A 24,946-nucleotide genomic window follows, 5' to 3' on the forward strand; every position below is an offset into this window, starting at 1 on the left:
CCCGTCTAAAAATCGATGTCCCAAGGGTCATCCAGACCCTTGATCCCTTCATCCAATCCAAATCGTCGGTTTTGCACTTCCAGTAAATACAGCATGCAATGGGTGGCCTGTTTGCGGGATGCCTCTTCCAGCAACCCGTGGATGTTGTCCGAATCGACAAGATCCAGTTCTTCCATCACATGGAGTCCGTCCACCCCATCCACTTCCAAAATCTTGCGAAAGATGGCGTCCTGATGCCGGACCAGCTCTTCCCGATAAACTCCTGTGGCTTCCGGTCCTGGCTGAAAAGATCCCATGGCATAAGAGAACAGCAGATCCTGCAGCTGCCGATGATCGAAGAGGATTTCCATGGACCTGGAAGATCCCTGATATGCGCGCAGGGTCCTTCCCTCCAGGATCCGACGCAGTCCGGACAAAACCTCGTCGGGCAGCTCCTGGTGGATGGGGATGGATACCTTTTCCAGGTACTTCCCCCTCCCGAAGGCCCACTCACCCATGCCGACAAGCGACTCCGACAAGGTCAACTCTGAAATGGGACATCCATAAAAGGCATGATTGCCTACATAGGTCACCGACTTATCCAGGAAAAGGGCATCCAGGCCCTTGCAGCCCCAAAAAGCCTCTCCGACAATTTCTTTCAGTGTTTCCGGCGAATGAAAGGAACCGTTCCACCCAGGCGGTGCCGCCAAGAGTCGGGTTCCGTCTTTTGTGTATAAAATGCCATCCAACACCTTCCAGTGGGGATGGTCCTCCGCCAATGCCAAGGCGGAGAGCTCCTGGCATCCTTCCAGAAAGTGGGGACCCAGCTCCTGCAAGCCACCCGGCAACTCCAGCTCCTTTAGGCTGCTGCAATTTTTAAAAGCACTTCCTCCAAGGACCTCCAGGGTCTGGGGAAGTTTTATTCGCTGCAAACGGGAGCAACCGGACAAGGCATACCAACCCAATGTCTTCATGCCTTCCGGCAGGATCAGCTCCTCCAGATCCCGATGGTTGGAAAAGGCCCATTCTCCAATGGACGTTACCGGCAGATCTTCCATGCTCTTGGGAACTTTCAACCGTTCCACCGCCGGACCTTCCCAACCGGTGACCTCCACTTCCCCCATTTTTATTTGATAGGTAAACATGTCATCTCCTCCTGTCTACCCTCCCATTATATTCCACTTGATTGGATTCGCAAAGGGGTCCACAAAAGATTGGACACCAAGGTTGAAATGTTGTAAAATAAAACCAAATCATCAAATTTAAATGTATTTAATCCAACATACAAGGAGGCAAAACCATGACAACACCCAAACCCGTCACCCCCAGGATCCAGAAGATGCGCCAGCTGGTCCGGGACCGGATCATCCAAATCGACATGGAGCGGGTCCGACATGTTACGGAATCCTATAAGAAAAACGCAAAAGTACCCCCCATCGTCAAGATCCCCATGGCCACCTATGACATCTGTTCCAAGATGACCTGCCGGGTGGAAGATTTTGAGATCATCGTGGGGAACATCGGCACGGAATTTCTCGGCTGCGGCATGTGGCCGGAATGGGACGCCAGCTGGCTATGGCAGGAATTGGAGGACGGCTCTCTCTGGAACATGGAGGAAGACGGCCTCTACCACCGGACGGATGCTTCCGGCGTCCACATGACCCTCCACCCCGCCGACCGGGAAGAGTTCATGACCTACCGGGACTACTGGAAGGACAACACCATCACCTCCAACATGGACCACTGGGCTCCTGACGGTAGCGACGAGATCATCGAGCTGGGCGTCACTTCCTACATGACCGGCATGGAGCGGGCACAGATCGCCAGCGGCCATCTCATCCCGGGATTTGAAAAGATCCTTCAGGTTGGTTACGGAGCCATCCGCAAACAGGCCCAGGACTGGATGGACGACCACAAGGGCAACCTCATGGGAGAGGATCTCAACCGCTTCCTCTTCTACAAGTCGGCGGTCCTGGTCTGCGACGCCGCTACCGCCATGATCAAAAATTATGGAAAAGCCTGTCTGAAAAAGGCGGAAGCCTGCACAGACCAAGAGCGAAAAACAGAACTTCTCCAAATGTCCGATTCTCTGGAGTGGATTTCGGAAAATCCGGTTCGGACCTTTTGGGAAGCCTGTCAGGCCACCATCCTCTACCAGCTGCTATTGTATATGGAGGCCCGTCATCCGGCCCTGGCCTTCGGCCGCTTCGACCAATACACCTGGCCCTACCTGGAAAAGGACTTGGAAGAAGGCCGATTGGATCCAGACCAGGCCCAGGAGATCGTGGATGCCTTCTTCTTGAAATCCAACTGCTTCTACCGGGCATCCAATCCGAAAGTGGCCGCCGTCACCGGCATCGGTGTGACCTATCACCACACCACCATCGGAGGGGTGGATCCGGATACTGGAGAGGATTCTTCCAATCCGGTGACCTTCATGGTGCTGGATTCCATGAGCCGACTCATGCTCCACGATCCCACCATCTCCCTGCGGATCAACAAAAACACTCCAGATGCCTTGTGGGACAAGGCCATCGAGACCACCCGCTTGGTAGGAGGGCTGCCCCTGTTTCAAAATGATGAAGTGATCATCCCCAGCCTCATGGAAGAACTGGACTTCACCCTAAGGGATGCCCGAGACTACGGCATCATCGGATGCCAGGAGATCGTCGGCTCCGGCAACGACTACCCTTGCGGCAACGGCCTCCACGGAAAAGCCGGACTGGGAAGCCACGGCACCATATTGCTTTGCGCTCTGAACAACGGCGTCAACCCCATGAACGGAAAATCCGGCGGTCTGGAGACGGGTTACCTTTACGACATGGAGTCCTTTGAGGAGGTGAAGGCCGCCTACAAGGCCCAGTTCGACTACCTCCACAAATGGTCGGTGACCATCCAGAACTACTGCGAATATCAATCCATGCAGCACGCACCCCACGCCGCCCTTTCCATCTCCATCGACGGGTGTATGGAATCGGGAAAAGACTGTACCAGCGGTGGGGCAAAATACAACTCCTACGGCGGTACCGCCACAGGCCTGGCTACGGTGGCCGATTCCCTGGCCGCCATCAAGCATTTGGTGTTCGATGAAATGATCTGCACAGCCAGAGAACTATACGATGCCGTCATGAAAGATTGGGAAGGTTTTGAGACCCTTCGCCAACGGGCCCTCCACGATGTCCCCCATTACGGCAACGATGATCCTTACGCCGACGACTTGATGAAATGGGTCTGCGATATCTACTATGACAACTGCAAGGAATGCTACAGCACACGGAGCAAGTACTACAAGGCCGGTTTATACGGCGCTTCCAACCATGTGATCCAGGGCTTTGGGACCTGGGCCACTCCCGACGGACGAAAAGCGGGGACCCCCTTGGCAGATGCCACGTCACCGGCCCAGGGACGGGATCAAAACGGACCGACAGCAGTGTTCAATTCCTGCTGCACCATCGATCACGGCAAATTCATGGACGGCATCGCACTAAACCTGCGGATCCACCCCAACGCCCTCCGATCGGAAGAATCCAGGATCTCTTTGCGGGAGATGACCAAGACCTACTTCGAAAAGGAAGGAATGGAGGTCCAGTACAATGTGGTCAGCGCTGATGTGATGCGGGCAGCCCAGAAGGAGCCGGAAAAGTACAACGATCTGGTGGTCCGCATTGCCGGATACTCCGCCTATTTCAATGAACTTCCCACACCCATGCAAAACGACGTGATCAGTAGAACGGAAAATCAAATTATTTAAGGAAAAATGTGAATTTTAAAAAATCGGCATCCAGTTTTTACAACCGGGTGTCGATTTTTCGTTTCTGGATAGAAAATGCAAAAGTCGATGCCAAGTCTTGGAAACTCGGAATCGACTTTTCAAAATTCGTCGTTTGTTTTGCTTTATTGGATCTCCTATAATGGTGCAAAAAGGAGATCATCATGAAAATAAGTGAAATAGCTCAAATAATGGAAAACTTAAAAGAATTTGAATGTTGGACCGGCAGTTTTGATAACTTCGATTATCTGATCGGTATCAAACCGCCGACAGTGAAATCATCCTCCAGGAAAGGAAAAGATTATGTATTTGTACGATTTTTCCAGAAAAAACGTGAATTGGTCAAATTATTTACAAAGGCGGAAGATGTGATCAACGACATCTATTGCGAATCATTCAATCCGTTGGATCCTTCCACTGCAGCAAAACACCTTTTTCCACGCCCGGGACACATCACCACGAATGTCCCCATCCCTACACCACCCATGCGAAATCCGGGCTCCTCTCCACTAATGGAGGGTACAGATCCCCTCATTGCGGTAAATACATTGAACAATATACTCAGTGAACTGGGGACCTATATTTACGGCTATGGCGAATGCAAGGACTATGCCTATCTGTTATCTCAGCCCACACCCACAGAAAGAGAATATGCGCCGAAAAAGGGTCTTTATGCTTTAATCCGATTCAACAAAACAGAGATGCTGACCGTACACTTCAATCGGTCGGAAGAGGTGCAGCCTTACATCTTCTGCATGTCCATGGATATATTGCAATTCAACGAACCCTTTGATGTTGCTATGGAGCGAGTTTATGAGAAATCCGCCAAGCAATTTAAAAACCGAGTTCGAAAGCCTGTCGCCGTCCATTAATGGCCCCGGATCCTCTCAAACGGCATTTTCCGTCCTGCAGATGATGTCGTCCTGGTTGTTGACGGCGGCAGGGTGGATCCGCAGGTTGAGGGCGATCCCGTCCATATATTTTGTATGGTCAAAACACAGGGTGGAGTTGAAAACGGCAGTAGGGCCGTTCTCGTCTCTGCCCTGGGCCGGTGACGTGGCATCTGCCAGGGGTTCTCCCGTTTTTCGGCCGTCCGGCGTCGCCCAGGTGTGATATCCCGATTCCACTGCCCAAAAAATTCTTTCCCTTGTTTCCAACGATGATCTCAAAATCCTCTATGCGAACCGTTATCTTGGAGCAGATATCCAAAGCGGCAAGCGGTCGTTTGATGATGGGCACCACATGTTCGTTTCTCTGATAGGACTCCGTGATGATCATGGCTCGCTCCGAGTCCGTCTGAATGACCCGATCCCGGATCAACTCCCGCATATGCAGGATCCGATTGGTTGCCGGTCTGAATTCATACATGTTCCGATCACTCCCTATGATTATTTATCATATTCAAAATATAAGATCACTATATCGTAATTCGGGGAGAGAATTCATCTTTCTTGAGAACAAACCTATATTTACAACTTTTTTAAATCAGTTTCCCGCCGGCTTTGTACATTTTACCGATGGCATCTGCTGTTTTATAGGCACCTAAAACCATTTCGAAAGTCACGTCCGAGGGACTGTTCTGGGTGAACACTTCCTGCAAGACGGCCTCCGTCATGATGTTGTATTCCTCCTCCGTCAGATCCGTCAAGCCCATGTCTTCCAATGTGACTGGCAATCCCACATCCACGCAGAATTGGAAGACTTCATCCAGTTCCTCGTTGGAGGCACCATTCATCACCATCTGGCAGCAAGTTGAAAAAGCCACTCCTTCCCCGTGATAGACCTGTTCTTCCCGGTCCGGCAAGGCCAGGGTCCCGAAGAAAAAGCTATGATCGATGGAGCTGCCGTTGTTTTCAAAGCCCAGACCGCTCATGAGGATGTTGACTTCGATGACAGCATTGAATGCATGGGTGATCACCTGCTGCTCCGCCGCTTTCTTGGCCTGTCTTCCGTATTGCATCAACATGTCGTAGGACAGCTTGGCGATGGCCAGGGCCGTATGGGTCCCTTTCGCCCCAAAGTGATTGTCGTAGTAATGATCGTAGCACACCTTACCGCCGATGTAGGTGGACAGGGCATCTCCCATGCCGGCCACGGTCAAGCGCACCGGGGAATACAGGATGACCCTGGTATCCACCAGGACCAGATCCGGGCTTTCGGGAAAGTTCAATACTTCCTCGATAGTACCGTCCTCCCGATACAACAGGGATGCCGCGCTGGTGGAAGCATCGCTGGCGGCTATGGTGGGAACGATGACTACACGGATCCCGCACTGATGGGCCACCACTTTTACCGTATCCGCCACTTTTCCTCCGCCGACGCCGATGATGGCCTGGGAGCCGGAGTCTTTGACCATCTGGATCAATCGATCCACTTCCGCCCAGCTGCACTCTCCGCCAAATTCTTCAAACACCAGGTCTTCCGCTTCCATCATTGCCTCTTGGATGATTTCCTTCAAACTTGCCAGTCGTCGGGGACTGCCCACCACGAAAAAGCGGGTTCCCATCCAGTTCACGTGCTGATGCATCTTTTCCAATTCTCCATATCCCTGAACATAGCGGTTGCAACTACCGAATATCTGTGTCATTTTTCATCCTCCTCGATTTGTACTTCTTTCTTTCATTATAACGGAAAGAAAGTGCCCGAAGGCACTCTCTTTTCCAATTGGTTGTCTCTTATTATTTATTTGCTGCGTTGTACTCTTCAATGGTCATGATGTCCCATTCTCCTGCCAATGCGAAAGCTGCGTTGGCATCATAGTACTCGTCCACGTTCCCGGCATGGATCGCCATGGTGGGTGTGAAGGAGTTGGACGGCAAGTTGTTGGCGTCAAAACCTTCAGCATACATTTTGTGGATCAGTTCCACGATTTTTTCTCCATTATAATATGGAATGTTGGTTGCAGTAGCAAACAAGGAACCTTCCTTGATGTATTCCAGTGCTTCTCTTGTTCCATCTGCTGCGCAAACGATCTTGATGTCTTCGCCTGCTGTCAAGCCTTGTTGACGAACTTCCGTCAGGGCTCCCGGCAGCATGGTGTCTGTTTCCACCAACAGAATATCCATGTCTGGATTTGCTGTCAGCAAGTCGGAAGATGCAATTTGACCTGCGGCTGCGTCCGTGCTTTCGCCAGTGCCGTATCCTACAAAGTCAAGGGGCATGTCTGTGCCGACCAGATTTCCTGTGTCCCGAATGGTGATCCAGGCTTCATATGCTTCCAAAACGGCATCCCACTTGGTTTCATAAGGTTTGCCTTCGATCTCAGCTGCTTTATACAGATAACCGGCGATCAAGCCAGTGGTTCTGCTTTGAGCATCGGCACTGTCCATCATGCTGAGGGCAAAGCCCATCTTCAGCGGTTCTGATCCTGCTGTATACAGCTCTCCTGCTGTAAAGAGACCTATTTCATACCCGGAGTTGAAGCTGCCGGAGATAACGTTGGTGACGATGGGATAGGACGGATCTGCAGGTCTCGGTCCGGTTACGATGACCGGAATGCCTGCCTGTACGGCACGAGTGATGTCCGCTACTGTAGAGTCCAGCTCAACAGCGTTGAGTACGATCACATCTACGCCTTGAGTGATGTAGGTATCCATTTGGGTCAACTGGGTCTGCAGGTTGAAGTTTGCATTTTGATCCAGGAAGGTATAGCCATATTTTTCCGCTGTTGTTCTAGCGGAACCGACCATCTCTTCAAAGAAAGTACTTCCCAAGAAAGCTCCTGCCCAACCGATGGTAACATCGTCTTTTTGTTCGACGGGCAATGCTTTTTCAATGTCGGATCGATCATCGTAAGACAAAGGCTGCAATCCGGACAGTGGAAGCCGGTCTGATTTAGCCATCAGCTGATCGAATGCGCTGATCTCTTCTCCTCCGTTGTCTCCATTGGCGGGATCATCGGAACCTCCGTCCCCGTTGTCTGCGTCGCCGCCACCACAACCGATCAGTGACGCACTCAGCATAAGAAGCACCAGCAATAGTGCCAACCACTTGAATCTTTCCCTTTTCATTTGTTAACCTCCTTCATTTATATTATCCGATCTTCTATGAACACCGGATATATACCTATCAAGCCGATTTTCTCGACGTAATGCCTTTCAATAAAACTGCTACGATGATAATGGCCGCTTTAACCACCATTTGGGGATAGGTGGGCAAGCTGATCAAGTTCATGATGTTTCCGATAACGGCGATGATGAATACACCGACAACGGTAAAGGAGACCCGTCCCTCTCCACCAAGGAGGCTGGTTCCACCAATGATGACGGCGGCTATGGTGGTCATGTTGTAGTCCACGCCGGCCGTTAGAGGAGTTGCCGTACCTGTTCGCGCCGTGATGATCACTCCGGCGATCCCGCTGAGGATCCCGCTGATCACGTAGGCGCTGAAGATGTACTTTTTCGTATTGATGCCGGAAAGTCGTACTGCCGTTTCGTTGCTACCTGTGGCCATGAGCAATCGTCCAAAGGTGGTGTAGTTCATGATAAATATGAACAAAATAACAATAAAGGCCGCTACATATATGGGATAGGGGATGTTGAGCAATGGGTCACCATGCTCGGCAAATCCGGTAAAGGCCGTCACTGCCGGTTTCGATCGATCCAAAAGGATCGTCGACCCTTTTGTTATGATGAAACCCACTCCCTGAAAGGCCATCATGGTGGCCAACGTGGTGATGATGGGCTGGATCTTGACGACGGAAACAAGGAATCCGTTGAGAATGCCGATCCCGGCTCCGCAACCAACTCCGATCAATATGGCCAGTGCCAGACCTCCGTAACTGTCGCTCAGGCCCCAGTTGCTCAAGGAATACGCAACCATGATGCTGCTGATGGCAGCAATGGAGCTGACGGACAAGTCGATCCCGCCGGTCAAAAGAACCATCATGACACCAATGGCGATGATCATGTAGGTGACCTGTTGCCTCACCAAGTTGGAGATGTTTCTTGTCGACATGAAAATATCTGATATCAAGGATGCAACGATGATCAATCCCACAAGGATCAACACAGGATAGTAATTGATCAAAAATCGTTTCATCTTACTGGAAAAATCATCGTTCAGCAATGCTCCCTCTTCGGTCTTATCCTTTTTCCACTTCATTTTTTGTAACCCCCATTGCATATTTTATTATGTTGATCTCTGACAGCTCTTCTTTTTTCAACTCACCAACGGTCCTTCCTTCCCGAATGACAAAGGATCGGTCGCACATACCGATGATCTCCGCCATCTCCGAGGAGATCATGATGACGGCGTAGTTTTTTTCCACCATGCCGTTGATCAGTTTAAAGATCTCCGTTTTGGAGCCTACATCCACACCTCGTGTCGGTTCATCCAAAATCAACACCCTGGTCGAACCGGCCAGCAATTTGGCCAAGGCCACCTTTTGCTGGTTTCCACCGGAAAGACTCTCTACGTTGTTGTTCAGAGAAGCTGCCTTGATCCCCACTTCATCGGAAAATTCGCCGACAAATTTCTTTTCTCTATTCAAATTAAGGCAGCTGGCTCGTGAAAAGTTGTTCAAACAAGTGATCGTCACATTGTGCTTGATGGGCATCCTAAGCAGGACCCCCTGGCTTTTTCGGTCTTCCGGCAACAACCCGACTTTGTTTTTGAAGGCGTGTTTCGGGGAGCGAAAGCGAATGGGTTTCCCATACAGCTCCACTTCACCGCTTTCCAGGTCATCGATGCCCAGCATGGCTCGGACGGCTTCCGTTCGACCGGCACCGACCAGACCACTTAATCCCACTACTTCACCGGCCCGAACATCGAAGGAGATGTCCTTTACCATGATGCCGGCTTTCAAGTGGCTCGCTTTTAGTATAACGTCGCCAATGACGGCATTCCTTGGGGGAAAGAAAGTATCCAGATTCCGCCCGATCATCATGTTGACCAATTCTTCTTCCGTCACGTCGTCCCCATTGACTGTATCTACCAGTTGACCGTCTTTCAGCACCGTGATGCTGTCGGCCAACTCGAAGATCTCTTCCAATCGGTGGGAGATATAGATGATGGATACCCCATCCTCCCGCAACTGGTTCAATAGCTCAAAGAGCTTCCGAACCTCTTTCATGGTCAACACGGCGGTGGGTTCATCCAATACCAACACTTTGGAATTTCTGGTCAATGCCTTGCAAATTTCAACGATCTGCTGATAGGCTACGGTAAGATTTTTGACCTTATCCTCTACGTCGATCTCCCCAAAGCCCAATTTTTCCAAATAGGTCTTTGCCCGCTTGCGGAGATCCTTCCAATCTACCATGCCTTTTTTCGTATTGAATTCATCCAGAAAAATATTTTCCATGACAGACAGATCCGGGATCAGGGAAATTTCCTGATAAATGACGGAGATCCCAAGATCCAGTCCTTCTTTGGGCGTCCGGATGCGAACTTCTTTTCCACTGATCTTCAAGGTGCCTTCATCGTGGCCCAATGCTCCTGCCAAGATCTTCATTAAAGTAGACTTGCCGGCTCCGTTTTCTCCAACCAGTGCGTGGATCTCCCCTGGTTTAACACGAAAAGTCACATCGTTCAATGCATGGACCCCTGAAAAGCTTTTTGAGATGTGACACATCTCCACCTGGTACTCCTGATCGTCCCCAGAACATTCCCGTTCCAAAACCGACGATGCTTCTTGAGCTGTCATTCCGTATCCTCCTTTAAACTGTTCATGATCGATTCTCTCTATTCATGCGTTCTTTTCATCAATGGTGACTCCTGCCAGTTCATATATACACTTCCCCATCTTGACGTAATCGTTTCCATCTAATTAAAAAATTATATATTACTGGTTTTTTCTATATTGTAATTTTATCGAGCTTTTCTGGCAATGATTGAAAGTGACATCTCTTGACGGGAAACGTCCTGTAATGTCACTCTGTCGTTAATTAATTAACTATTCCAGTTTCATTATTTTTGCTAATTTTTGTTTTTTTAGCTATGTTGCACTCAATATACCATGTTGGCGAAAAACTGGAATATGCCATCAGAAATAAGGTCATACTCATCTCTTCCATGTTCGGACATATTGGGATGTAGTTCCTTATATTTGTTGAAGGTCGGGAAATACTTCGATTCTGTCTTTCGGTACGGAGCGATAGAATAGTCGTTTTTATTAAATCTTTCTCCAGCCAGCTCTCCTGGGTTGTCATATACCGCATAATCCCGAACAAATTCTGTCAATGCAGAGAGGTTTTCCATATTCACATCGCTGATCACCACCGGAAGTTTGTCAAACCCGAAAATATACTTGCCTCCAGGTGCCAGGATATCTATATACTCTTTGGCCAGATCCAAGCACTCTGATTTCGTTTTGTTTTTAAGCGCCGTCAAAGGATACAAGCCTGTTAGTATAAATTTATCTCCCAGCTTGTCTTTGATGGTTTTGGGATCCCCGTATTCAAACCAGATCACAGTATTGGTCGGCAACTCCTGCAAATAATCCAAATATCGAGTCCAGTCCGACTCACAAAAGATGGTGCAGTGGATCCCTTGTGCCGCATAATGATGGATCAGATTCTTAAAAGTCGGCCACCACAACTCCTCAAAATCTTTGGTCCTCATGAATGGAGGCATGTGAAGCGGCAAAAATACCCGCCCATATTTCGAGGATTTTGACGGCAATCCTTTTCTATAGGCAAATTCGTAAAGTGCTTCACAGGATTCCTTGATGTCATTTCGATGTCGTCGGACATCTTTGCTGATCCCGGAAAAGCTTCTCAACTGATCGGACAAATAATCGAAAGGTGCTTCTGTCATCGTGCTGGAATTGGGAGGATGACTAAAATATCCGTACTTCTTGATCATATCTCCCATTATTTCGAATGAAACATTCATGTCCCGTTCGCTTTTTTTCATCCCCAAAGATAGTGCAATGGCGGTCAAAATAGGATTTTCACCAGCCAACTCCTTGAATTGTCTTGGAATCACCCTTTCAATAATGCAATCCAGTGGATTTTCGATCAAATAGGCATAATCTTCTTCCATCATCCCAACAACTTCCGGGTGTTGTACGAATCCGTCGCTGGATAATACATAAGACTGGGATCCCAGAAACTGATACATCCCCGGCAATCGAATGGATGTATTGACAGGACAAACATCGCTATAGAGGGTCTGGCAAACTTTTTCCACGGACGATCGGATCAAGCCAGGATTCCACTGCATATCCGCCATATCAAGCTTTCCAAATTGTGCCGCCGCTTCAAATTCCAAACTGACACTCACTGGAACACGCTTGGGGATAAGACCATCATACACATCTTTAAAAATTTGTTCTTTTTCATTCATAGCGGAACTCTCCTTTAACATTGATTGAATTCTTTTCACAATAGTTCTGTATTATATTTTTTATATAATGCAATACTTACAATATTAGAACATGTTCTTTTTTTAAAATAACAAAAAAACCGATTGCTGTCAACCGGTTTTTCAGGATATGTCGCCTCTAAAAATATGGGTACTGCAATGTTATATCGAAAATATCTTCTTCCTCTACTTTGATGGCATGGCAAATCGGCAAAACTGTTTTCAAAATGGCATTGATCTCTGTATTGGAAAACCCCAACTGTTGAAGATGCTGCACATTGAAAATGTATATGGCCTTGTCAACATCATGAATGAGCCCGCTCTTGATTCCTACAACCAACTGCTGGTACATTCCAATGTAAAAAAGACTTTCCACCATCAAGGACTCATTATCCTTATTCAATTTCAGATACTCATTTTTTCTCGCAAATTGCATGAAAATCGTATCTTTCATAATATCTGTCAGCAAGCCTTCCTGGCTAACATCAAACATAAAACGTATCAATTTGGGATTGGACACTTCTACCAAAACCGATGTACACAGATATACCGTATCCGCTTCAATAGTGTTCAAGTCCAATTTCGAATAGATTCTTCGAATTTGTGTATAAAAATTTTTGCTGAACTCCAGATACAGTGCTTTAGCTATGTCCGCCTTTTTTTTAAAATAATAGGTGATAGACCCCAAGGACCCGCCCGATCGGCCTGCAATATCTCGCATGGTTGTCTTTTTGTAGCCTTTTTCATTGAATAGACTATACGCTGTATCCAAAATAAACTGTTTATTTTTCCCATATCTGTGGGACTTCATATAACCACCATCCACTATGTAAATTTAGATTATTATATCACACTGGAGAGAGGGATATTCACCCACCAAGTCTTCGCCATGGATCTTTTTATGTTATAATATTAACAATATAGCCGTTCATCGTCTTGAAAATTTATTATATATTTACAAATTATCATGGTATACTGAGTGAAATATTTTGATCAACCAACGAAAGGAGCTTAGTTATGGGGTTAAAAGGAAAAGTATTGATCGCACAAAGTGGAGGCCCAACGGCCGTCATCAATCAGAGTCTGGTAGGGATCGTGGCGGAAGCACGAAAATTCGCCCAGGTCGACCGGGTCTACGGTGCACTGCGTGGAGTGGAAGGGATCCTCAATGAAAACTTCCTGGATCTGACACAAGAAACCACCCACAACCTGGAACAGGTGGCGAAAACACCTTCTTCCGCCCTGTTGTCCACCCGAGTCAAGCCGGATACTGCCTACTGCAAGGAAATGTTCAAAGTCATGAAGGCCCACGATATCCGTTATTTCTTCTATATCGGCGGCAACGACTCCTCCGATACGGCGCGGATCGTCAACGAGGAAGCCAATGCAGCCAACTACGACCTGAGGGTGATCCATGTCCCAAAAACCATCGACAACGACCTGGTCCTAAACGATCATACACCGGGTTTTGGATCTGCCGCCCGATTTGTGGCACAGGCATTTATGGGCGTCAATCTGGATGTACGTGCCCTAAACGGCGTCTACATCGGCGTCGTCATGGGCCGACACACCGGGTTTTTGACTGCCTCCTCTGCAATAGCCCGAAAATACGAAGCGGATGGACCCCACTTGATCTATCTGCCGGAGCGAACCTTTTCCATGGAGCAATTTCTCCTGGATGTAAAATCTGTTCACCAAAAATACGGATACTGCGTCGTGGCCGTTTCCGAAGGCATCACCGATGAAACTGGTACGCCCATCGCGGCTAGCCTGAATAAAAACTTGGACAAGGACGCTCATGGCAACATCACCCTGTCCGGAACGGGAGTGTTGGGGACCTGCTGGCCAATGAGATCAAGTCCAAGTTGAACATCTCCCGAGTGCGAAGCGATACCTTTGGGTACCTGCAGCGTTCTTTCCTGGGTTGCGTATCCGACGTAGACCAACAGGAAGCCAGGGAAGTAGGAGAACGGGCTGTCCAAATGGCCATGTGGAACGATGTGGACGGGTCCATGACCATACGACGGATCGGAGACTATTCTGTCAATTTTAAACTTGCAGCTTTTGAAGACATCGCCGCCAAAACCAAGTACATGGCCGATGAGTTCATCAACGAAAGGGGCAATCATGTCACCGACGCTTTCAAGTTTTACGTGCGGCCTTTGCTTGGTTCCGGTTTACCGCAGCCCTCCTGGGTACGGGCACCTATCGTGGAAAAGATCCTCAGAAAATAACCTTCCTGCTGTTTTTTGACAAATGACCTCCCAATGAATATAATACTTTCAACGATACCATTGGGAAGGATGGAATGATGAAAACTCCAACATTGCTGTTTGTCATGAATGCCTCGATCTTGCTGCTATTGGTATTGGTGTTTCCTGCCGCCAGAATTCCCATGGCATTAGTCGCGCTGTTGTTTGCATGCAATTATTTTATTCTAAAAAAAATAGATATTGGTTCACACAAATCTGTCTTATCAGAGGACCCGTCGGCGAAGGGATCTCCATCGAAAGATCTCCTTCCAGGCACCATGACGGATCTTCTGAAAGACATTGCCAAGGCAGATGCCGTCGCATGGACGGATTCCCAAACCATCACCGCCTACTCCGGTTTTTCCTGTCCGGATTATTCCATTGGCAATAAGATCCCCCTGGTTCGCATGACCCGCGCTATGCAACAGGGCGAAACCCAAATACTTCGGAACAAAAGAGCTTTTGACTGCGTCCGCTCCACCTGCGAATGTCCCTTTACATCCGGTGTACTGGTCCCTTTAAAACAGGGGGATGAGATCACCGGATCTTTGGGGTTTTTTTGTACCAAAAAAGGAGGTGCCTCCACCGATTTCGTGGAAACCTGCGAATCCCTGGCTCAATTGGTGAGTCTGCAAATGCAGCACCGGGAGTTGGAGCGACAGGTCCAATTGACCACGGAGGCCCGATTGGATGCATTGCAGGCCCAGGTCAATCCCCATTTTCTCTTCAATTCTCTCAACGCTATCAACATGTACGTCTTGAAGGATCCCCAGGTTACCCGGGAGTTGATCCGCCGACTGTCCTCTTTCTTGCGCTACACTTTGGGAAGCACCGACCGTTTTACCACCGTTGGAGAAGAACTGAAGGTGGTTCAAGACTATCTGATCATTGAAAAGGCCCGCTTTGGCGAACGACTGACCCTGATCACCGATGTGGATGAAAATCTGAAAAAAGTTAAGATCCCCATTTTGTCCATTCAACCCTTGGTCAACAACGCCATCATCCATGGCCTTGTTCCGAAAGAAGGAAACGGACTTCTTCGCATCCGCATTCGAAAAATATACGACGAAGTGGAAATTTCCGTCGTCGACAACGGTATAGGGATCGAAGAAGACCGGTTGGAAAAGCTCTACGACAAAGGTTACGGTTCCGGATTGGGTGTAGGAATCTACAACCTGCACGAGCGGCTGCGGCTGCTCTATGGCAACAAGTACGGTCTTCATATCACCAGCGCCTTGGATCAAGGAACAAACGCGACCTTTAAGATCCCCATGTCTTTGGAAGAAGGAGTGAATAACCGATGACACTGAAAGCATTGATCGTGGATGACGAATACCCGGCAAGGGAAGAATTACGCTATCTATTGAGCCGGTTGGAGGGAGTGGAAGTGGTGGGAGAAGCCACCAACGGGAAAGAGGCCCTGGCCTTGATCACCGCACTGGATTACGACATGGTTTTTCTGGATATCAACATGCCTCAAATGGACGGGATGGATCTGGGAGAGAAAATAAAAGAATTGGAGGACCCTCCAGCCATCGTATACATAACCGCATACGATCAATATGCCCTTCAGGCTTTTCGGGTCAATGCCGTTGATTATCTGCTCAAGCCCATTGAAGAAGAAAAACTGAGTCATGCCGTTGAACGGATCCGGAATCGGTTCAAGACGACGGTGAGCCCCAAGAAACAAGACCTGCCTAAGGAACCGATCCAGCGACTGTCCGTCGAGCAGGGAGGCAAGATCGTCCTTCTGGATGCTGTGGATGTTTATTATGCCTTTTCCGAAGGAAGTTATGTCTATGTCGCAACGGACCAACAGAAATATCTGACCAAGTATACTCTCCAGGCTCTGGAAGAAAAATTGGATCCCAAACTTTTTTTTCGATGCCATCGCAGCTATCTGGTCAACTTGAAAAAAATAAAAGAAATCGCCCCTTTTTTCAAAGGGACGTACAATATTCGCATGACCGACAAGAACAATACCCAGATCCCCGTCAGCCGAAGACAAGCCAAGCATTTAAAGCAGATCCTGGATCTATGAGTTGGGAAAAAACTCTTCTTTGGTGACGGAACGAAGAAGGCGCAGTGTCTCCGTTGTCTCCTGCCACTCGCCGTCCCAGTTTTCCAACAACACCTTCGAGGGCAACTGATCCTTGTTGGCAAGCATTCGCCAGCGAAGCATCCTTTCCAGGGTATTCTTCAGATCTTGGGAAAACTCCGAAGAAAAAATCGATCTGCCTTCCAAATAGTCAATGCGCCGACAAGTATTTGTCTCTACGCATTGATTTTTTATGGCAAAAACACGAACACAATCCACCAAATGAACCAACCATTCCGTTTTTACATTGATCCTGTCGTTTCTCAAAGGGTTTCCAATGGCTCCCGAACAGGCATCCTGGGCTAAAAAAGTCAGAAAAAGCGGTCGCCTGCGAACGGCTTCCATGAGTTCCTGACGAAGCTCCACGGCCATATCCAGGGATCCGTACATGCCTCGAAAATCCAGAAAAATAGTTAAGTTTCGAATGTTTTCACTCGTCGGCTTTTCCACCCACTGTTCCACTCGTCGTCTCCAAAATTCCGTACTGCCCCTCCAGAAATCATTTTCTGCCATGACATCCCCGGGACACAAAGCGAATCCCAAGGATGCCAAAGCCTGGTTTGCCTTTTGTGCAAAGACCTGAAAATATCGCTCCACTTCCTTTTGTTTGGCAGGATCATCCACCGCCTGGTGGATCAATCCGTTGTCCTGATCCGTTCGATAAACCTGTTCCCGTCTGCCTCCACTTCCAAGAACCATCCAACAAAAGCGCACCGGTGGATAGCCTTCCTCTTTTTTCAAGGATTCCACCAATTCATTCAACGCATCCTTCTTCTTCCGATCATAGGCATCATTGAGCTGTTTCAACTGGTCGAAAAAATCTTCACCTGTACTTGAACCAGCATCAAACCAATTCTTGATTTTATCATCCGTATCCAATCGATCAAACAGCAGGGATACATCATTTTCAGATAAGGGCATTGTTTTCCTCTCCTTCTCGCAAGCAATGGAGCAGACCAAAACCGGTCCACTCCATTATATCATGCATCCATTGTGCGGTATTTCTTTAATGATCTCCCTGGGGCTCGCCGGAACCTTTAGGGATCCGAATGTTTTCCACCATCTCCTGGATGTCTTGGGGCGGTTCTTTCGTACTTCTGGAAACGACAAATCCTACAGCGAAATGAAGGACCATTCCCACAATGCCGATCCCTGCTGCATCGATGCCGAAGAAGCTTTCAATGATGGGCGTTTCTGTTCCCAACAAAGGTACGGACTTCATCAACACCAACATCACGACGGTGAACACCAGACCGGTAACGATACCTGCGGTGGCACCTTCCCGATTATGCCGCTTGTCGAAGATCCCCAAAAATATGGCCGGAAACAGACTGGCAGCAGCAATGCCGAAGGCAAAGGCGACAACTTCTCCAACAAAGCCCGGAGGATTGATGCCGAAGTATCCGGCAGCCAAAACGGACAGGAAGATCATGACCCGAGCCACTCGCAACCGCTGTTTCTCCGTGGCATTTCTGTTGTAGATCTTGTAATAGATATCATGGGACACGGCGCTGGACATGGCCAGAAGCAACCCTGCCGCCGTGGACAATGCCGCGGCCAGACCACCGGCAGCCACCAATGCTATGATCACTGGACTGAGTTGGGCCACTTCCGGCGTGGACAATACGATGATGTCCTTGTCGATATTCACTTCATTGGTCGCCGGATCTCCGGACAGACGATAGACGCCATCCTCATTCACGTCGTTCAATCCCAACAAACCCGTAGTGCTCCATTTTTCCACCCACTCGATCTGTTGGATCTCTTCCACCGGTTGGTTGTGGACCGTATCGATGATGTTGAATTTAGAGAACATGCCTACGGCAGGTGCCGTCGTATACAAAATGGCAATGAACAGCAAAGCCCACACGGCAGACCATCTGGCTCCCTTTACCGTTTTTACGGTATAGAACCGGGTGATGACGTGAGGCAATCCAGCGGTCCCCACCATCAAGGCCATGGTCATCATGAACACATTCAACTTGCTCATGTTTTGAAATGGCAAAATGTACTCTTTCAACCCGGCTTCGATCTGGGCTTCTCCCAAACGCTGGGCGACATCGCTGAAGATCATGCCGAACTGGGGTATGGGATTTCCCGTCAGCTTGAAGGAAATGGCCACTGCCGGCACCACAAATGCCACGATCAAGATGAAGAACTGGGCCACCTGTGTCCAGGTGATCCCCTTCATTCCACCTATAACGGCAAAGAACATGATCAAGGCCATACCAATAATGACGCCGATCTCGATGTTTACGCCCAGATACCGGCTGAAGACGATCCCCACGCCCCGCATCTGACCGGCTACGTAAGTCAGGGAAACAAAAATAGTGGCGATGGCGGCGACGGCTCTGGATTTATTGGAGTAAAAACGGTCTCCAATAAAATCAGGAACGGTATATCGACCAAATTTACGAAGATAGGGTGCCAACAGCAACGCCAAAAGGACATATCCGCCGGTCCATCCCATCAAGTAAACCGTTCCGTCATACCCTAGAAAAGCAATAAGTCCGGCCATGGACAAGAACGATGCGGCAGACATCCAGTCTGCTGCGATAGCTGCTCCATTGGCAATAATGGGCACGTCGTTTCCCGCCACGTAAAAACTCTTTGTATCAACGGCTTTGGCCCACCATCCTATATAGGCATACAAACCAAACGTCAACATTACAAAAATCAAGGTCAATACTTCTACACTCATTACGTCACCCTCCTATCGGCTCCAAGCCTTATTCTTCCACATCAAATTCTTTGTCCAGCTTGCCCATTCTCCAAGCATAAAAAGCAACAATGGCCACAAAAGTCAAAATGGATCCCTGATGAGCAAACCAGAAAGCCAGGTTCACACCAAAGAAAGAAATCTTGCTGAGTACGTCGCCTAGAAGGATGACCGCCCCATAAGACACAGCAGCCCAAATGATCAACAGGTTGCGGATCAGCGCCACGTTCCTTTTCCAATATTCTTGCATGCTTTTGTCGTTTTCTTTATTCATCGTTCTGCCTCCTTGGAATTTCTTTGTCTCATGATACCCGGATTTTTTTATTAACGAAATGAAAATCTGTTGGACGGACATCCTGGACCTGTCAACGCTCCATCTTTTCCCATGAACGGCTCCACACCCTTTCCTGGACCGTTCATCTCTTGAATGGAACCGTTTACAAAGAAAAAAGCCCCATAAGGGACTTTTCTAAAATTCCGACGGCAAAATCAGCCGTTTGCTCTTCTGCATCCTCCGCAGACTCTCCAAGGTTTCCACATTTTGTTCTTTTAGGGCTTCCAGGGCAAGAAGGAATACTTCCGCAGATAAAATGGCATCTTCCAATGCATGGTGTTCCACCAGGATGCTGCACTCCAGAAATTCGGCGATGTGGAATAGGCTCTTGTTTTCCAGTCCGGGGTAGACCAGGGAAACGATCTCCCTGGTATCCAGCCATTTGTTCATCCAATCGGGGGCAATGGACGGTTTCTTTAAAAAGGACAAGTCAAAGGTGATCGCGTGTCCGATGGCTACAGGATTTTCCGTATCCCGTATGCTCCAATCCACAAACTCCTTCATCACCGATTCAAAGTCGGGGGCCGATGCTACGGCATCATCATCGATACCCGTCAATTCTCTGACCACTTGGGGGATCTCCTTGTCGGGATTCACCAAAGTATAAAAAGCATCCTCCCGAAGGATCTTTCCGTTTTTGATTTTTACGGCTCCCAGGGAGATGATCCGATCTCCCCGTTGTACGTGAAAGCCTGTGGTCTCCACGTCCAAGGCAATAAAATCCCGTTCCAGCAAGATCTTCTGCCTGGATGTTTTCTTTTGTGCATTGTTCTCTCCCCATTGCTGGAAAAAATTGCGGATCCCCACTACTTTCCTCCTCGAATCATCAATTCATCAATGACCGTCACATCCAAAAGAGTGCTGGTATCCCCCAATTCCCGGCCTTCCGCCACATCTCGGAGAAGTCGGCGCATTATTTTCCCGCCTCTGGTCTTTGGGAGGTTCTTTGTAAAATACACCCGCTCCGGTTTGGCAAAAGAACCGATCTCCTCGACGATCCGTTCTACGATCTCCTGCTCCAATGCTTCGCTTGGGGAAGCCCCCTCCGTCAATGTGACAAAAATGCAGACGGCACTTCTCTTGTTTTTGTCGTTCATGCCGATGGCTGCCGCTTCGGAAGCCAAAGGATGCATCAATACGGCACTTTCCAGTTCTGCACTGCCCAACCGGTAACCGCTGACGTTGATCACATCGTCCACCCGGCCTGAGATCCAGTAATAGCCGTCTTCGTCCACATACGCGCCGTCTCCCGTATAGAAAGCTCCATCAAAAACGGACCAGTAGGTGTCCAAAAACTTCTGGGTGTCCTTGTAAATATTTCGAATCATGGACGGCCAGGGTTTTTTGATCACCAGATATCCGTTTCTTCCTCTGGGAACGGGCCGGCCTTCATCGTCCACCACTTCCGCAGCGATCCCCGGAAGGGGCGTTGCCACCGAACCGGGTTTCAAGGACGTCATCCCGGGCAGTGGGGAGATCATGATGGATCCCGTCTCCGTCTGCCACCAAGTGTCTACAATGGGACAACGACCCTTCCCCACTTCTTCATAAAACCAGGTCCATGCTTCCGGATTCATGGTCTCCCCAACAGAACCCAACAATCGCAAAGTGGAGATGTCATGGTCGGCAAACCATTTGTTTCCCCACTTCATGAACATTCGAACAGCCGTTGGCGAAGTATAGAATATGGAAACCCCGTATTTTTCGATGATTTCCCAGATTCGGTCCTTCTGCGGAAAATCGGGAGCTCCTTCATATAAGATCACCGTGGCTCCATTGGACAAGGGACCATACACCGTATAACTGTGGCCGGTGATCCATTCGATGTCTCCGGCGCACCAATAGACATCCTCTTCCTTGATGTCCAGGACACTGTAATGGGTGGAGCTGGCTCCGGTCAAGTATCCTCCCGTCGTATGGACCACCCCCTTGGGTTTACCCGTGGCACCGCTGGTATATTTGATAAAGAGAGTATCCTCCGAATCCATGACTTCCGCTTCGCAGTGGTTATCTGCATAATTCATCAACTCATGATACCAGTGATCCCGATTTCTCTTCATTCGGATGGCATTTGCTACTCTGGAAACCACTACTACCGTTTCCACCGACGGACATTCTTCCAGGGCTTCATCCACCTTGTCTTTTGTACGGATCACTTCTCCCCGACGCCAATATCCATCCGCTGTCAACAGTATTTTGGATTGGCTGTCCTTGATCCGTTCCGCTAGTGCGTGCGGTGCGAATCCCCCAAAAACCAGGCTGTGTATGGCTCCGATCCTGGCGCATGCCAACATTGCCACAACGGCTTCCGTCATGACCGGCAAGTAGATGGTGACAATGTCCCCTTTTTCGACCCCCAATTCCTTGAGCACGTTGGCGAATTTGGAGGTTTCCCGGTGCAGATCCTTGTAGGTCATGACCTTTTGGTCTCCCGGTTCCCCTTCAAAAATCAAGGCTGCCTTATTTTTTCTCCAGCTCATCAAATGACGATCCAAACAGTTGTAAGAAGCATTGATCTTGCCATTGACGAACCATTTGACAAAAGGAAACTCCCCTTCCAGCACCTGATCCCAAGGTGCAAACCAATCCAACCGGGAAGCCTGCTCTTCCCAGAATTGCAAATCGTCGAATACTTCTCGTTCCGTAGTATAGTTGGCCTGTTGTACGAATGCATCTTGGGGCGGGTAAATTTTTCGTGGAACCATGTATACGACCTCCTGGAAATTTCTCATTTGCTTACATTATACTGTTTTTTTGCCGGAATTACAGCAAAGGCAGACCAAAGGTATTTCCCTCTTGCTGAAAGGCAAGTATCCGAAGATGAACGGTCAAAGATCCCGGCGGGATGAAAACCGCCGGGATCCAAATATTTGATGTATCTTATTTGTTTTCTTCCAAAATAGTATCTGTCGCTTCTCTCGCCCACACCAAGGCTCGGCCATGGCTGTTGCCATTGAGCAAGAGTGGATAGTCCACTCCGTACAGACCGCCGGAAACGTTACCCACTGCCAGCAGACCGGGAATGGGTCGATCGTTTTTGTCCATGACGCGCATCTTTGGATCGATAATGACGCCTCCATGGACATTCAACAGGGCAGGTCCCCATTTCAGTGCATAGTAAGGGGGTTTGTCGATGCTGGTGAGCAGCTCCGGACGTTTGCCATAGTCCAGATCTTTTCCCTGCTGGTACAGCTCGTTGTATCGTGCTACTGTTGCTTTCAAGTTTTCCACCGGCACTTCCATCTGTTCCGCCAGTTCTTCCAGGGTATCCGCTTTAAAGCAGGTGCCTTTTTTCACGTATCGTTCGATGGCTTGGTCGATGCCGTTGTCCTTGCTCCATTCCTGACCGTAGATGGCGCCCAAAGGTTCGCTGAATTGTCCGCCGGCAATGTTGACCCGTTCTCCTACCTCGTCGAACCACTTGGCATCAAAGATGGAGTAGGCCCAATCCCCTTCCGGCTGCATCAGGCAGCGAATGGCTTTTGCCTGGACCCAGGTGTCCTCGTTCATGAAGCGTTTTCCCTGTCGGTTCACGTGAAGGAAGAAGAAGGCATACAGGGAATAGGCGATCAAATGAAGGGATAATGCCCACGCCGGATCTTCAAAAGCCGCTCCGGCCCAGTAAGCCATTTTATGTCCGTCACCCGTGTTGAGTCCCGGAGGATAATATCCGTTTCGCTTGGGCTTCAGACCCAAAGGAGAGAAAGCTTCCAACATTTCCGGATTGCCTCCGATGTCTCCCGTTGCCAGAACAACGGCCTTGTTCCCGCGATACCGGCGATACTTTCCGTCTTCTCCCTTGGCGATGAAGGCCACCACCCGGTCTCCCTCTTTTTCCAATTGCTCCACCCGGGTATTTCGAACGATCTGATTCCCCCCGGCGAGGATCTTATCCTGCAAGATCTCGCACATGAGCATGGCACCGTTGTATTTGTATCTGCTGTTTTCCGTTCGTACAATGAAATGGGTCCCCGCATACTCCGTAAAGTCCGGTCCCTTGTAGTTGCCGCCAAACAAGAGAGGGATCACTTCTCCTTCGGCCAGGTCCAGCAACCACTCAAAAGCCTCTTCGCTTTTGTTGATGTAGAGCCAAAGAAGATCTTCATTGACCCTGCTGCCGCAAATGCGCATCCAATCCCTGGCAAATTGTTCCTTGTCGATCGTGATGCCGTGTTCCCGCATGACCCTGGAATCCAGGGAGGCGATATGGGCGCCTCTGGCTACCAAACCCTTGTATTTTTCTACAACGATGACGCTGAGTCCCTGTTCCGTACATCGAGCTCCCGTTCCAAGACCGGCGATCCCTCCACCGACGATTGCCACATCGGCTTCCAGGGTCTCTACGATCTCTTCTTCCGGAATGGGTGCCGGTATGGTTTCCCAAGAGTACTTTTTCTTCTCTTCCTTGGCATTGCTTTTAGCGGTTTCGATGAAATCCATCATGGGCATTGCACCTACTTTTCTTTAGATTTTATAATAATGATATTTCTTATTATATCATCCGGTACGACGTTCTTTAATCCCTAATTTTGAATTTTGTCAATTTTTTTATCCTTTTTTGTCCATCGCTCAAAGAGGAGCACCATCCATCCAAATGCAAGAAAGAACATGGCCCTCTGCCATATTCCTGCTAGAGAAGATACTCGAAAAATCAAAAGAGAAAGAAGAATGGACGCCAAACCCATGAGAATGGCCCCTATCCGATCCTCCTTTTCTTTCTCGATAAAAGCGACAGAAATGGCGAATAGGGTGAACGCAGTTCCCACAACGGAAGCAAAAATAGAATGAAGCTGGTCTTCCAACATGTTGAAGGAAAGACCTTCCACAATAGGGCGATGCTGAAATATACCCGTCCCCATCAGTGCCAAGCCGAAGACGATCAGGGCGATCCGCTGAAACCAATATCCATTAAAGGCACGCCAACCCGACAGGATGGTGGCCGATCCCAACAACAGGAAGGTGGCGTTCATAATCCATGCCAGCGGTGCATGCTGGGCTCCCAAATGACTGGTGGTGTTTAGCAGAATGCGATATTCATCTACGCTGAAGGAAGGGAGAACCAAAGATACTCCAATCAACAGAACAAACGCAAGTTTCAACAGGCGGTTCATTTGTTCACCATCCATTCGTGAGCTTCCAAAATCCATCCCATGAGTTCCTCATCCAGCTCCGTTTCTTTGCTTACGATGGTGTGATGGGTCCAGCGACCGGGATAAGGTTCTACTGCTTCAATCAAACGAGAATGGCGGATCTCATGATCCAATCCAAATGACACCACCAGGTATTCTTCCGGTCGTCCCTTGATCCCATCCCGGATGGGCAGCCATACCCAGCAAAAAGGCCGAGGATCACAAAAACTGATCTGACTTTTTTGTACTTTAAAAAAAAGCGAGCCATATCGTTGTCTCAACATCCCATCCAATGTCAGGAAGAGGGATTTCAGCTGCGGCTTTTTCGCAAAAAAAAGATCCAATTTTTCTTGATCCAC

General features: G+C 48.8%; 23 protein-coding genes. 6 read left to right on the forward strand and 17 right to left on the reverse strand.

What is annotated here, in order from left to right; all coding sequences use genetic code 11:
- Nucleotides 1-5: 5 nt before the first annotated feature.
- Nucleotides 6-1,124 (reverse strand): leucine-rich repeat domain-containing protein, encoded by a 1,119-nt coding sequence (locus J0B03_RS04945; protein ID WP_207300750.1) that lies wholly within the window; start codon nucleotides 1,122-1,124, stop codon nucleotides 6-8.
- 155 nt (nucleotides 1,125-1,279) lie between these two features.
- On the opposite strand from J0B03_RS04945, the gene J0B03_RS04950 reads away from it, so the two are divergent.
- Both J0B03_RS04950 and J0B03_RS04955 read left to right on the forward strand, forming a co-directional pair.
- The gene (locus J0B03_RS04950; protein ID WP_207300751.1) at nucleotides 1,280-3,730 is read left to right on the forward strand and encodes a glycyl radical protein; all 2,451 of its coding nucleotides are present in this window, start codon (nucleotides 1,280-1,282) and stop codon (nucleotides 3,728-3,730) included.
- A gap of 182 nt (nucleotides 3,731-3,912) precedes the next feature.
- On the forward strand, nucleotides 3,913-4,620 hold the full coding sequence (locus tag J0B03_RS04955; RefSeq protein ID WP_207300752.1) for a hypothetical protein: 708 nt from the start codon (nucleotides 3,913-3,915) through the stop codon (nucleotides 4,618-4,620).
- 15 nt (nucleotides 4,621-4,635) lie between these two features.
- Here J0B03_RS04955 and J0B03_RS12435 read toward each other — a convergent pair whose 3' ends face one another.
- The 8 genes from J0B03_RS12435 to J0B03_RS04990 form a co-directional block, all read right to left on the reverse strand.
- A complete protein-coding gene (locus J0B03_RS12435) occupies nucleotides 4,636-4,818 on the reverse strand; it encodes a glycine radical domain-containing protein (RefSeq protein ID WP_374058624.1) in 183 nt (60 codons plus the stop codon).
- Entirely contained in the window at nucleotides 4,739-5,116 is a 378-nt protein-coding gene (locus tag J0B03_RS12440) for a pyruvate formate lyase family protein (RefSeq protein ID WP_374058616.1), read from the reverse strand. Before J0B03_RS12440 ends, J0B03_RS12435 begins: the two co-directional genes overlap by 80 nt.
- A 112-nt stretch (nucleotides 5,117-5,228) precedes the next feature.
- On the reverse strand, nucleotides 5,229-6,335 hold the full coding sequence (locus tag J0B03_RS04965) for a glycerol dehydrogenase (RefSeq protein WP_207300753.1): 1,107 nt from the start codon (nucleotides 6,333-6,335) through the stop codon (nucleotides 5,229-5,231).
- 91 nt (nucleotides 6,336-6,426) lie between these two features.
- Nucleotides 6,427-7,758, reverse strand: coding sequence for a sugar ABC transporter substrate-binding protein (locus tag J0B03_RS04970; protein ID WP_207300754.1), 1,332 nt, complete (start codon nucleotides 7,756-7,758; stop codon nucleotides 6,427-6,429).
- A 58-nt stretch (nucleotides 7,759-7,816) separates the two neighbouring features.
- Nucleotides 7,817-8,851 (reverse strand): ABC transporter permease, encoded by a 1,035-nt coding sequence (locus J0B03_RS04975; RefSeq protein ID WP_207300755.1) that lies wholly within the window; start codon nucleotides 8,849-8,851, stop codon nucleotides 7,817-7,819.
- Nucleotides 8,832-10,394 (reverse strand): sugar ABC transporter ATP-binding protein, encoded by a 1,563-nt coding sequence (locus tag J0B03_RS04980; protein ID WP_207300756.1) that lies wholly within the window; start codon nucleotides 10,392-10,394, stop codon nucleotides 8,832-8,834. Before J0B03_RS04980 ends, J0B03_RS04975 begins: the two co-directional genes overlap by 20 nt.
- A 302-nt stretch (nucleotides 10,395-10,696) precedes the next feature.
- Nucleotides 10,697-12,037 carry a uroporphyrinogen decarboxylase/cobalamine-independent methonine synthase family protein gene (locus tag J0B03_RS04985; protein ID WP_207300757.1) on the reverse strand — a complete coding sequence of 447 codons (1,341 nt, stop codon included), beginning with the start codon at nucleotides 12,035-12,037 and terminating at the stop codon, nucleotides 10,697-10,699.
- A gap of 157 nt (nucleotides 12,038-12,194) precedes the next feature.
- Complete coding sequence (locus J0B03_RS04990; protein ID WP_207300758.1) at nucleotides 12,195-12,866, reverse strand: TetR/AcrR family transcriptional regulator; 672 nt, start codon at nucleotides 12,864-12,866, stop codon at nucleotides 12,195-12,197.
- 206 nt (nucleotides 12,867-13,072) lie between these two features.
- On the opposite strand from J0B03_RS04990, the gene J0B03_RS04995 reads away from it, so the two are divergent.
- The 4 genes from J0B03_RS04995 to J0B03_RS05010 all read left to right on the forward strand — a co-directional run bounded on the left by J0B03_RS04995 (nucleotide 13,073) and on the right by J0B03_RS05010 (nucleotide 16,348).
- Nucleotides 13,073-13,924: a diphosphate--fructose-6-phosphate 1-phosphotransferase gene (locus J0B03_RS04995; protein WP_207300759.1), complete on the forward strand. Its 852-nt coding sequence runs from the start codon at nucleotides 13,073-13,075 to the stop codon at nucleotides 13,922-13,924.
- Nucleotides 13,921-14,289, forward strand: coding sequence for a 6-phosphofructokinase (locus J0B03_RS05000; protein WP_207300760.1), 369 nt, complete (start codon nucleotides 13,921-13,923; stop codon nucleotides 14,287-14,289). Before J0B03_RS04995 ends, J0B03_RS05000 begins: the two co-directional genes overlap by 4 nt.
- 77 nt (nucleotides 14,290-14,366) lie before the next feature.
- Complete coding sequence (locus J0B03_RS05005; protein ID WP_207300761.1) at nucleotides 14,367-15,611, forward strand: histidine kinase; 1,245 nt, start codon at nucleotides 14,367-14,369, stop codon at nucleotides 15,609-15,611.
- Nucleotides 15,608-16,348 (forward strand): LytR/AlgR family response regulator transcription factor, encoded by a 741-nt coding sequence (locus tag J0B03_RS05010; protein ID WP_207300762.1) that lies wholly within the window; start codon nucleotides 15,608-15,610, stop codon nucleotides 16,346-16,348. The genes J0B03_RS05005 and J0B03_RS05010 overlap by 4 nt, the downstream gene beginning before the upstream one ends.
- Here the strand turns inward: J0B03_RS05010 and J0B03_RS05015 are convergent.
- The 8 genes from J0B03_RS05015 to J0B03_RS05050 form a co-directional block, all read right to left on the reverse strand.
- Entirely contained in the window at nucleotides 16,343-17,326 is a 984-nt protein-coding gene (locus J0B03_RS05015; RefSeq protein WP_207300763.1) for a DUF294 nucleotidyltransferase-like domain-containing protein, read from the reverse strand. The two genes, J0B03_RS05010 and J0B03_RS05015, sit on opposite strands and share 6 nt — an antisense overlap.
- Nucleotides 17,327-17,411: 85 nt before the next feature.
- Nucleotides 17,412-19,106, reverse strand: a complete 1,695-nt coding sequence (locus tag J0B03_RS05020; RefSeq protein ID WP_207300764.1) for a sodium:solute symporter family protein — start codon at nucleotides 19,104-19,106, stop codon at nucleotides 17,412-17,414.
- Nucleotides 19,107-19,134: 28 nt separating this feature from the next.
- The gene (locus J0B03_RS05025; RefSeq protein WP_246798192.1) at nucleotides 19,135-19,398 is read right to left on the reverse strand and encodes a DUF4212 domain-containing protein; all 264 of its coding nucleotides are present in this window, start codon (nucleotides 19,396-19,398) and stop codon (nucleotides 19,135-19,137) included.
- Nucleotides 19,399-19,593: 195 nt separating this feature from the next.
- Entirely contained in the window at nucleotides 19,594-20,265 is a 672-nt protein-coding gene (locus tag J0B03_RS05030) for a 3'-5' exonuclease (RefSeq protein WP_207300765.1), read from the reverse strand.
- Nucleotides 20,265-22,163 carry an acetate--CoA ligase gene (acs, locus tag J0B03_RS05035; RefSeq protein WP_246798193.1) on the reverse strand — a complete coding sequence of 633 codons (1,899 nt, stop codon included), beginning with the start codon at nucleotides 22,161-22,163 and terminating at the stop codon, nucleotides 20,265-20,267. The genes J0B03_RS05030 and acs overlap by 1 nt, the downstream gene beginning before the upstream one ends.
- Before the next feature lie 175 nt (nucleotides 22,164-22,338).
- The gene (locus J0B03_RS05040; protein ID WP_207300767.1) at nucleotides 22,339-23,901 is read right to left on the reverse strand and encodes an FAD-dependent oxidoreductase; all 1,563 of its coding nucleotides are present in this window, start codon (nucleotides 23,899-23,901) and stop codon (nucleotides 22,339-22,341) included.
- A gap of 80 nt (nucleotides 23,902-23,981) precedes the next feature.
- Nucleotides 23,982-24,584, reverse strand: a complete 603-nt coding sequence (locus tag J0B03_RS05045; protein ID WP_207300768.1) for a DUF998 domain-containing protein — start codon at nucleotides 24,582-24,584, stop codon at nucleotides 23,982-23,984.
- Nucleotides 24,566-24,946 carry a DUF5655 domain-containing protein gene (locus J0B03_RS05050; protein ID WP_207300769.1) on the reverse strand — a complete coding sequence of 127 codons (381 nt, stop codon included), beginning with the start codon at nucleotides 24,944-24,946 and terminating at the stop codon, nucleotides 24,566-24,568. Before J0B03_RS05050 ends, J0B03_RS05045 begins: the two co-directional genes overlap by 19 nt.

The sequence above is a fragment of the Alkalibacter rhizosphaerae genome (assembly GCF_017352215.1).
Lineage (GTDB): Bacteria > Bacillota > Clostridia > Eubacteriales > Alkalibacteraceae > Alkalibacter > Alkalibacter rhizosphaerae.

Bases quoted from the DNA above. Each gene is read 5' to 3' on its own strand.
- J0B03_RS04945 (WP_207300750.1), bottom strand. From the start codon at position 1,124: ATGTTTACCTATCAAATAAAAATGGGGGAAGTGGAGGTCACCGGTTGG.
- J0B03_RS04950 (WP_207300751.1), top strand. From the start codon at position 1,280: ATGACAACACCCAAACCCGTCACCCCCAGGATCCAGAAGATGCGCCAG.
- J0B03_RS04955 (WP_207300752.1), top strand. From the start codon at position 3,913: ATGAAAATAAGTGAAATAGCTCAAATAATGGAAAACTTAAAAGAATTT.
- J0B03_RS12440 (WP_374058616.1), bottom strand. From the start codon at position 5,116: ATGTATGAATTCAGACCGGCAACCAATCGGATCCTGCATATGCGGGAG.
- J0B03_RS04965 (WP_207300753.1), bottom strand. From the start codon at position 6,335: ATGACACAGATATTCGGTAGTTGCAACCGCTATGTTCAGGGATATGGA.
- J0B03_RS04970 (WP_207300754.1), bottom strand. From the start codon at position 7,758: ATGAAAAGGGAAAGATTCAAGTGGTTGGCACTATTGCTGGTGCTTCTT.
- J0B03_RS04975 (WP_207300755.1), bottom strand. From the start codon at position 8,851: ATGAAGTGGAAAAAGGATAAGACCGAAGAGGGAGCATTGCTGAACGAT.
- J0B03_RS04980 (WP_207300756.1), bottom strand. From the start codon at position 10,394: ATGACAGCTCAAGAAGCATCGTCGGTTTTGGAACGGGAATGTTCTGGG.
- J0B03_RS04985 (WP_207300757.1), bottom strand. From the start codon at position 12,037: ATGAATGAAAAAGAACAAATTTTTAAAGATGTGTATGATGGTCTTATC.
- J0B03_RS04990 (WP_207300758.1), bottom strand. From the start codon at position 12,866: ATGAAGTCCCACAGATATGGGAAAAATAAACAGTTTATTTTGGATACA.
- J0B03_RS04995 (WP_207300759.1), top strand. From the start codon at position 13,073: ATGGGGTTAAAAGGAAAAGTATTGATCGCACAAAGTGGAGGCCCAACG.
- J0B03_RS05005 (WP_207300761.1), top strand. From the start codon at position 14,367: ATGAAAACTCCAACATTGCTGTTTGTCATGAATGCCTCGATCTTGCTG.
- J0B03_RS05010 (WP_207300762.1), top strand. From the start codon at position 15,608: ATGACACTGAAAGCATTGATCGTGGATGACGAATACCCGGCAAGGGAA.
- J0B03_RS05015 (WP_207300763.1), bottom strand. From the start codon at position 17,326: ATGCCCTTATCTGAAAATGATGTATCCCTGCTGTTTGATCGATTGGAT.
- J0B03_RS05020 (WP_207300764.1), bottom strand. From the start codon at position 19,106: ATGAGTGTAGAAGTATTGACCTTGATTTTTGTAATGTTGACGTTTGGT.
- J0B03_RS05025 (WP_246798192.1), bottom strand. From the start codon at position 19,398: ATGAATAAAGAAAACGACAAAAGCATGCAAGAATATTGGAAAAGGAAC.
- acs (WP_246798193.1), bottom strand. From the start codon at position 22,163: ATGGTTCCACGAAAAATTTACCCGCCCCAAGATGCATTCGTACAACAG.
- J0B03_RS05040 (WP_207300767.1), bottom strand. From the start codon at position 23,901: ATGATGGATTTCATCGAAACCGCTAAAAGCAATGCCAAGGAAGAGAAG.
- J0B03_RS05045 (WP_207300768.1), bottom strand. From the start codon at position 24,584: ATGGATGGTGAACAAATGAACCGCCTGTTGAAACTTGCGTTTGTTCTG.